The sequence below is a fragment of the Prevotella sp. oral taxon 317 str. F0108 genome, from assembly GCF_000162415.1.
Taxonomy (GTDB): domain Bacteria; phylum Bacteroidota; class Bacteroidia; order Bacteroidales; family Bacteroidaceae; genus Prevotella; species Prevotella conceptionensis.
The window spans coordinates 1,621,158-1,627,473 of sequence record NZ_GG740072.1 but is presented as its reverse complement, the minus strand read 5'-3'; the positions used below and the strand labels follow the sequence as shown (position 1 = coordinate 1,627,473).

Genomic DNA, 6,316 nt, shown 5'->3' with positions numbered 1-6,316 from the left:
TATTAATCTGCTCATCGGCATAGCCTCTGCGGCTAAACATCTTGAGGTCCATTCCCATTTCTAATCCCGTTTTCATGCTATACGAACCGATGAAGCCATATTCGTAGTCGTAGGTGTTGAAGGGTGTAAAGCCCTTACGGGTACTATTGACGTTTCGCCATGAGAGTTGTCCCATCAAACTCAAGCTTAAGGTTTCTTTTTGGTACTTCACCTCCAGGTATTGGCGGGTAGTGTGGTTATTCACTTTGCTCAATACGCTACTCGTTTGTCCCGCAACTCCCGTCAAGTCTACATTGTGGTCGTAGTTATATTCTGTTTCGGTGAATAAGTTGAAGTATTTCATGCTATCCAACGGAACATTATAATAAATTTCGCTATGTGCTGACCAGTTGCCGTTTACGTTCTCGGGTTTATAAGTATATACACCCGTTTGTGGGTCGTAGATGAACCCGTTTGCCACGGCATTGTGCGTTTCTTGAATACCGAAGTAGATGGAAGGTAAATTGTATCGTCTATTATGCTTATCGCTAAATCTTATTCCCAATGAACTCTGTCTGCCATTTTTTAAGTTCGGATTTCCCAATGAGACGGCTAAAGGGTTGGAGTTGTCGCGGCGATCAATCAACGAATACATATCGGGAGTAGTGGTTGTCGAATTACCCCACGCCACAAATTCATATTCATTATGAATCAATTGACCTGAAAAGTTTATTTGTTTGATCCAATTACTCTGAGAAATGGGTTTTGTTATCGGTTCACTTCTATAATCCAATTGTTCTTTTTTATAGCTTAGAGGCGTAAATACGCCAAATGTAAAGGAGTTTTTTCCTTTTCTTTTCATATAATGTGCACCCAGTACTCCCATATGTTGTTTACTCATATAGTAGCCTGTATAACTATTATTGAGGTCTAACGAACGTAAGAGGGTATCCCGCGTAGAAGGCAAACTTCCAATACTATGGTCTTCATTTTGCCACTCTTGCAAGCGGTCTAATCGATATTTATTGTTGTTTCGATAATTGCCAGCTTGCCTGTATTCATACCCAGTGATGATGTTAAAGCCTGAAGGGAGAACAAATATGTACTGAGGATTAAAAGTATATGAATAGGTATAAGAAGGTGATTCATCATATCGATTGCGATAATCTTTCTTTCCCGCCCCCTGAAGATAGTCTAATCGGTATTTGCTGAAGTTATAATTCTTGATATTTTCGTATGTGCTTTTGACTTGAACTCCTATTCTGTCACCCGATTTTAAAGGCTTTCCCAAGTATATATCCAATGCTGAACTGAGTGTATGACCATTGCCGAGCGTTTGAGATAATTGCCTATTTATGCCTTTATAGGTGGAGAGTTGTGGAAGGGGGAGCGTAAAAGCAGAGTCAAGGATAGCTTCTGTTGACCCTAAACTCTTGGGGTCTGTCTGGAAAACGGCAGACTTGTCTGTACTGAAGTTATCAAACTTGTTATAATTCAACCACAGCATAGCCATAAGTTGGTATGACTTATTGACATGAAACTGATCATTTAGTTCATAAATAGTATTCTTGGTGGTACTATTGTTAATGCGTCGTGTAAAGTTGTTGTTAGCGGTACCCAAGAAAGATTCAGCTGCCGTGTGTGTGATATTATGGGTGCTGAGCCATGAAACACTTGTCGATAGACTATTATTTACCGTGTTCTTCTCGTTACTGTTGGCAAAGTTTAGACCGATGGTCTTTCGGGTTACTTGTCCTTTTGGCAACTTGGTAGGATTCCAGTCGCCCTTCTCGCCTGGCTTTCGGTCTTCGTTTACGTTGTTGATATTGGCAAAGGTAGACACTTGTATGCGTGGTGTAAAGTACAAGCCGAACAACCTGAGGGCGTATCTACTATTGGTTCCACCCGCAATGTCGGCATTACCGATGAAGTTTTTTTCGTATTGTTTCTTCAGTTGAATATCCATCACGTAGTCTTTTTTCTCTACGTCAATGCCCATAGCCTGGCTCTTTTCGGTGCTCTTTTCAAACACTTTGAGGTCTTTAACGGTGTAATTGGGCAGGTTTTCGATGAGTTGTTTGTTGTTACCCTTGAAGAAATCTTTTCCGTTGAGTGTGAGGTAATCGAGTTTACGGCCATTAATGAATATCTCACCATTGCTGTTCATCGTTGCTCCAGGCAGTTGTCGAATGAGCGCATCGAGCATACTACCTTCGGGAAGGTTGAAGGCCTCGGCATTAAAGACAATGGTGTCGCCTTTGTTAATCATTTTGATTTTGGTACTCTTCACCACTACTTCGCCCAAGTTATGTTCCACATCTTCCATTCGTTTTCGTTTCAGGGTAAGGTCTTTCAAGTCAATCACCGTTGCACGAGTCTTGAAGCTAATCTCATGATTGTAGTAAGTGGTTTCGTATTTGGGATTTTCCACCTTGATGATATATTTGCCTTCGGATACCTTGGGTGTCATAAAGAAATAGGCTTCCGGGTGAATGGCATTCCTGTTCCAAGTCTGTGTGGAACAAGAATCAATAACCGTGCTATCAGGAGCCATCAAGGTTATCTTACTATCGACGATGGCAAGGCTTGTAAAACTATCTACCACGCGCCCGTACATTTTCATTTCGCGTGTTTTTTTAGAAGTGGTTGAATGCTGTTGTGCAAATGATTGCTGAGGCAAAGGCAGCATCACGCATAATAATATTCCCAAAAGTTGTTTCATCATTATTAGATGTTTTCTATGTCATTTATAATAGATGATGAAGTCGTCTTGACTTTTAATATTTCTATAAATTGAGAGGAGTTTATTTTCTTTGTAATGCTAAACCAAGATAATAACTCCTCTTGTGTACATTAATGTTTATAGTTTATCGCACTCGTCGAGCCACATTTTGGCCGTTGCATCGCTGGGCATTCGCCAATCGCCACGAGGACTAAGGCTAACGCTACCCACTTTCGGTCCATCGGGCAGGCACGAACGCTTGAACTGTTGGGCGAAGAAACGGCGGAGGAAAACCCTTAGCCAGTGCTTTATCTCGTCGTCGGAATAATGCTTGGCGCGTTGTTGCGGTGATGCAAAGGCATGACGAGCCATGATAAAGAGGCGTTGGGGTGTGAAACCGTGGCGCAAGAAGTGGTAGATGAAGAAGTCGTGTAGCTCGTATGGGCCAACCAAATCTTCGGTTTTCTGCTTGATATTGCCTGCTTCGTCGGCAGGAATAAGTTCGGGCGAGATGGGCGTGTCGATGATATCGTAAAGCGTTTGGCAGGTGGCCTCGTTGTGCATGGTTTGTGCAACGTGGCGAACAAGGTGCTTGATGAGGGTCTTGGGGATGCTTACGTTTACGGCATACATGCTCATGTGGTCGCCGTTGTAGGTGGCCCAACCCAGTGCCAGTTCGGAAAGGTCGCCCGTTCCTATAACAATTCCGCCGAGTTTGTTGCCCAAATCCATAAGAATTTGGGTGCGTTCGCGTGCCTGTCCGTTTTCATACACCACGTCGTGCACGGCCATGTCGTGACCAATGTCTTCGAAATGTTGGGTTACACTCTTGGCGATGTTGATTTCGTGGGTGGTTATTCCCAATTCGCGCATTAAGTCGATGGCGTTTCGGTAGGTTCGGTTGGTTGTACCAAAGCCTGGCATGGTAACGCCGATGATACCCTCGCGTGAAAGTCCTAGCTTGTCGAAAGTACGCACACATACTAGGAGGGCGAGTGTGGAGTCTAGTCCGCCACTGATGCCCAGCACCACCTTTGAGGCATGAATGTGTTTAAGGCGTTGGGCCAAGCCCGACACTTGGATGTTGAAAATCTCCTCGCAACTGTCGTACATCTGTTCGTCTTGCGGCACGAAAGGCAAGGGGTCGATGGTGCGTTGCAGGGCGAAGGGCTTGTTGGTAAGGGGAGCTTGGGCCGTATGCAACAAGGCGGTGTGCCCGTGTTGGGCGTTAACGTAGGTGCTATTGGTGCGCCGTTCGGCACGAAGCTTAAAGATGTCTATTTCGGAAACGACGATTTGCGGCTCGAAATCAAAACGTTTGTTTTGGGTTAGCAGTTTCCCGTTTTCGTAAATCAGGGCGTTTCCACCGTAAACCACGTCTTGTGTGCTTTCGCCAAAGCCGCATCCGCTGTACACATAGCCTGCCATCGTGCGGGCACTTTGCTGTGCTAGCAGACTTTTAAGGTAGGTGTGTTTGCCGATAAGCTCGTCGCTGGCCGAGAGATTGCAAACGATGTCGGCACCAGCAAGTGCCAAATAAGTGCCGGGGGGATTGGGTGCCCATACGTCTTCGCATATTTCAACGCCGAATTTTACGCCATCGGCGGTGACGAAGATTTGGCTTTGCGCTGTGAGTAGGGCTTGCTGACCAGCGTAGTGGATGGATGTCTCGTTGAGATGGTGGGTGGATGCGAACCATCTTTTTTCGTAAAACTCGCTGTAATTGGGCAGATAGGTTTTGGGAACGATGCCAAGGATGTGGCCTCTTTGAAAGACCACGGCGCAATTGAGCAAGATGCTGTCTACTGCGACAGGCACGCCAACCACGGCAATGATGTCTAACGTCTTCGTGTTTTCGAGCAGTGAGCCTACTGCTAGTTCGGCTTGCTCGATGAGTAGCTGCTGTGTGAAGAGGTCTTGACAGGTGTAGCCCGTGATGCCTAGTTCGGGAAACACCACGATTTCTGCTCCTTGTTCGTTGGCTTGCTTGATTTGCTGCTCTGTTTGTTCGGCGTTGAAATGGCAGTCGGCCACTTTTACAGCGGGAATTGCTGCCGCCACTTTGATATATCCGTGTTGCATGATTTCTTTTTTGAGGAGTTTTTTTTGAGGAGTTAAGGAGTTATGGAGTTAAGGAGTTAAGCCAAATGCTTTGCGGGTTTCGTCAACTAGAATCCTAGGAGAACTAGGAAATCTAGGGGAGCTAGGGAAACTAGGAGAGTTAGGGAAACTAGACACGCAAGGGAAACGTGGATATTTAGAAACCATACGCGGCTTTGTGGGCGTTAGCCATCTTTTCACCCTTTCACCCTTTCACCTTTTCACCTTTTCACCTTTCCCATCTTTTCACCTTTTCACCTTTTCACCCTTTCACCTTTCCCATCTTTTCACTTTTTCACCTTTTCACCCTTTCACCTTTACCAACGTTGCTCCATACCCATATTCTTGGAACGAGGCATCTTGGTAAGTGTAGCCTTTAAAGTGTCGGTTCAGTTCGTTGATGATGGCTTTTCGCAGCACGCCTTCGCCCTTACCGTGGATGAACACGATTTTAAGGCCGCGTTCGTTGGCGTGTTCTTTAAGTGTTCGGCGGAAAACTTCCAGTTGATATTGCAGAATATCGAGCGAATCCATACCTTGTGTAGTCTCTAAAATCTCGTGGGCATGCAGGTCAACCACCAATGGTTCGTTGGCTTGACGGCCGCCATGAACGTGTTTGCCAGTTGCAGAAACTGCGCCTTTGGCAGACCGCGCATCTTGTTTCATCTTTTGTATGGCAGCCTTAGAGAGCATCTCCGTTTTCAGTTTGTCTGCATCAATCTCGCTAACAGGCGCTTCGGCCGGCTCGTCGCCCTCGACAATGGTATAGAGCATGGCCGGCTCGTTGTAAAAAGGCGTTTCGGCAAAGAGATGTTGTTTGAACAGTTTAAGCGGCTCGATGTGTAGCTTTACGTCGATGGCAGGCTTGCGCACATAGCTTTTTTGCCTTTTGAACGCAATGGCTTGGAAGGCCGATTGCTCAAAGCTGTTATAGTCTTCAGCGGCAATGGTTTCGAGCGTAACCTTGGTGTTGGGTTCTATTTCGCCCTCGTTGCGCAGTATCCAGCTTTCGCCCTCGGCAGTGGCAAAGGCGTAACGCAGGTAATAATTGCTGTCGTTCACCAGTTCTACGGCCATTTTGGTGTGGCTCAACTGCCGAGCGTTTTCGGGTACGAAGGCCAAATACACGTTCAAACTGTTGCCGCCCACACGTTCTTCAACAGGCTTGCGGAAGGTAATTTCGCTGTCGGCAGGGTCTGTTTCGTGCTCCGTTTCGTTATCTGTCTCTTCGTTTTCGTACCCTCCACTTAGCAATGCCTTGATGGATTGCTTACCAGGGGTGTCTTGTTGCGTGGTGTTCGTCTTCTGTTCGTTGGCCACCTTAGACGTTCTGCCTTGCTTGCGGTCCAACTCCTCGTCTACAACCACCACCTCATTAATGCTCATGGGTATCTCGAAACCATCGGAGTCTTGTACCAACACGATGTTTTTTCCTTGGAAACCAGCCACGATACCGCCGCCCGTTTCGCTTAGAAACCTTACTTTATCTCCTTTTTTCATAGTCTTGCTGTTTGG

General features: G+C 46.1%; 3 protein-coding genes. All 3 read right to left on the bottom strand.

The genetic code is table 11. The annotated features are described in order from the left end of the window. Positions 1-2,704 (bottom strand): hypothetical protein (locus tag HMPREF0670_RS16685; RefSeq protein ID WP_232213864.1); only part of this gene is annotated, 2,704 nt, incomplete at its 3' end. 135 nt (positions 2,705-2,839) lie between these two features. Continuing rightward, positions 2,840-4,783, bottom strand: a complete 1,944-nt coding sequence (locus tag HMPREF0670_RS06250) for an NAD(+) synthase (protein ID WP_009230304.1) — start codon at positions 4,781-4,783, stop codon at positions 2,840-2,842. A gap of 321 nt (positions 4,784-5,104) precedes the next feature. Further along, positions 5,105-6,301, bottom strand: coding sequence for a DUF2027 domain-containing protein (locus HMPREF0670_RS06245; protein WP_009230303.1), 1,197 nt, complete (start codon positions 6,299-6,301; stop codon positions 5,105-5,107). Positions 6,302-6,316 lie beyond the last annotated feature (15 nt).

What these genes read in the sequence shown, in the direction of transcription:
- HMPREF0670_RS06250 (WP_009230304.1), bottom strand. Translation starts at nt 4,783, where the DNA reads ATGCAACACGGATATATCAAAGTGGCGGCAGCAATTCCCGCTGTAAAA.
- HMPREF0670_RS06245 (WP_009230303.1), bottom strand. Translation starts at nt 6,301, where the DNA reads ATGAAAAAAGGAGATAAAGTAAGGTTTCTAAGCGAAACGGGCGGCGGT.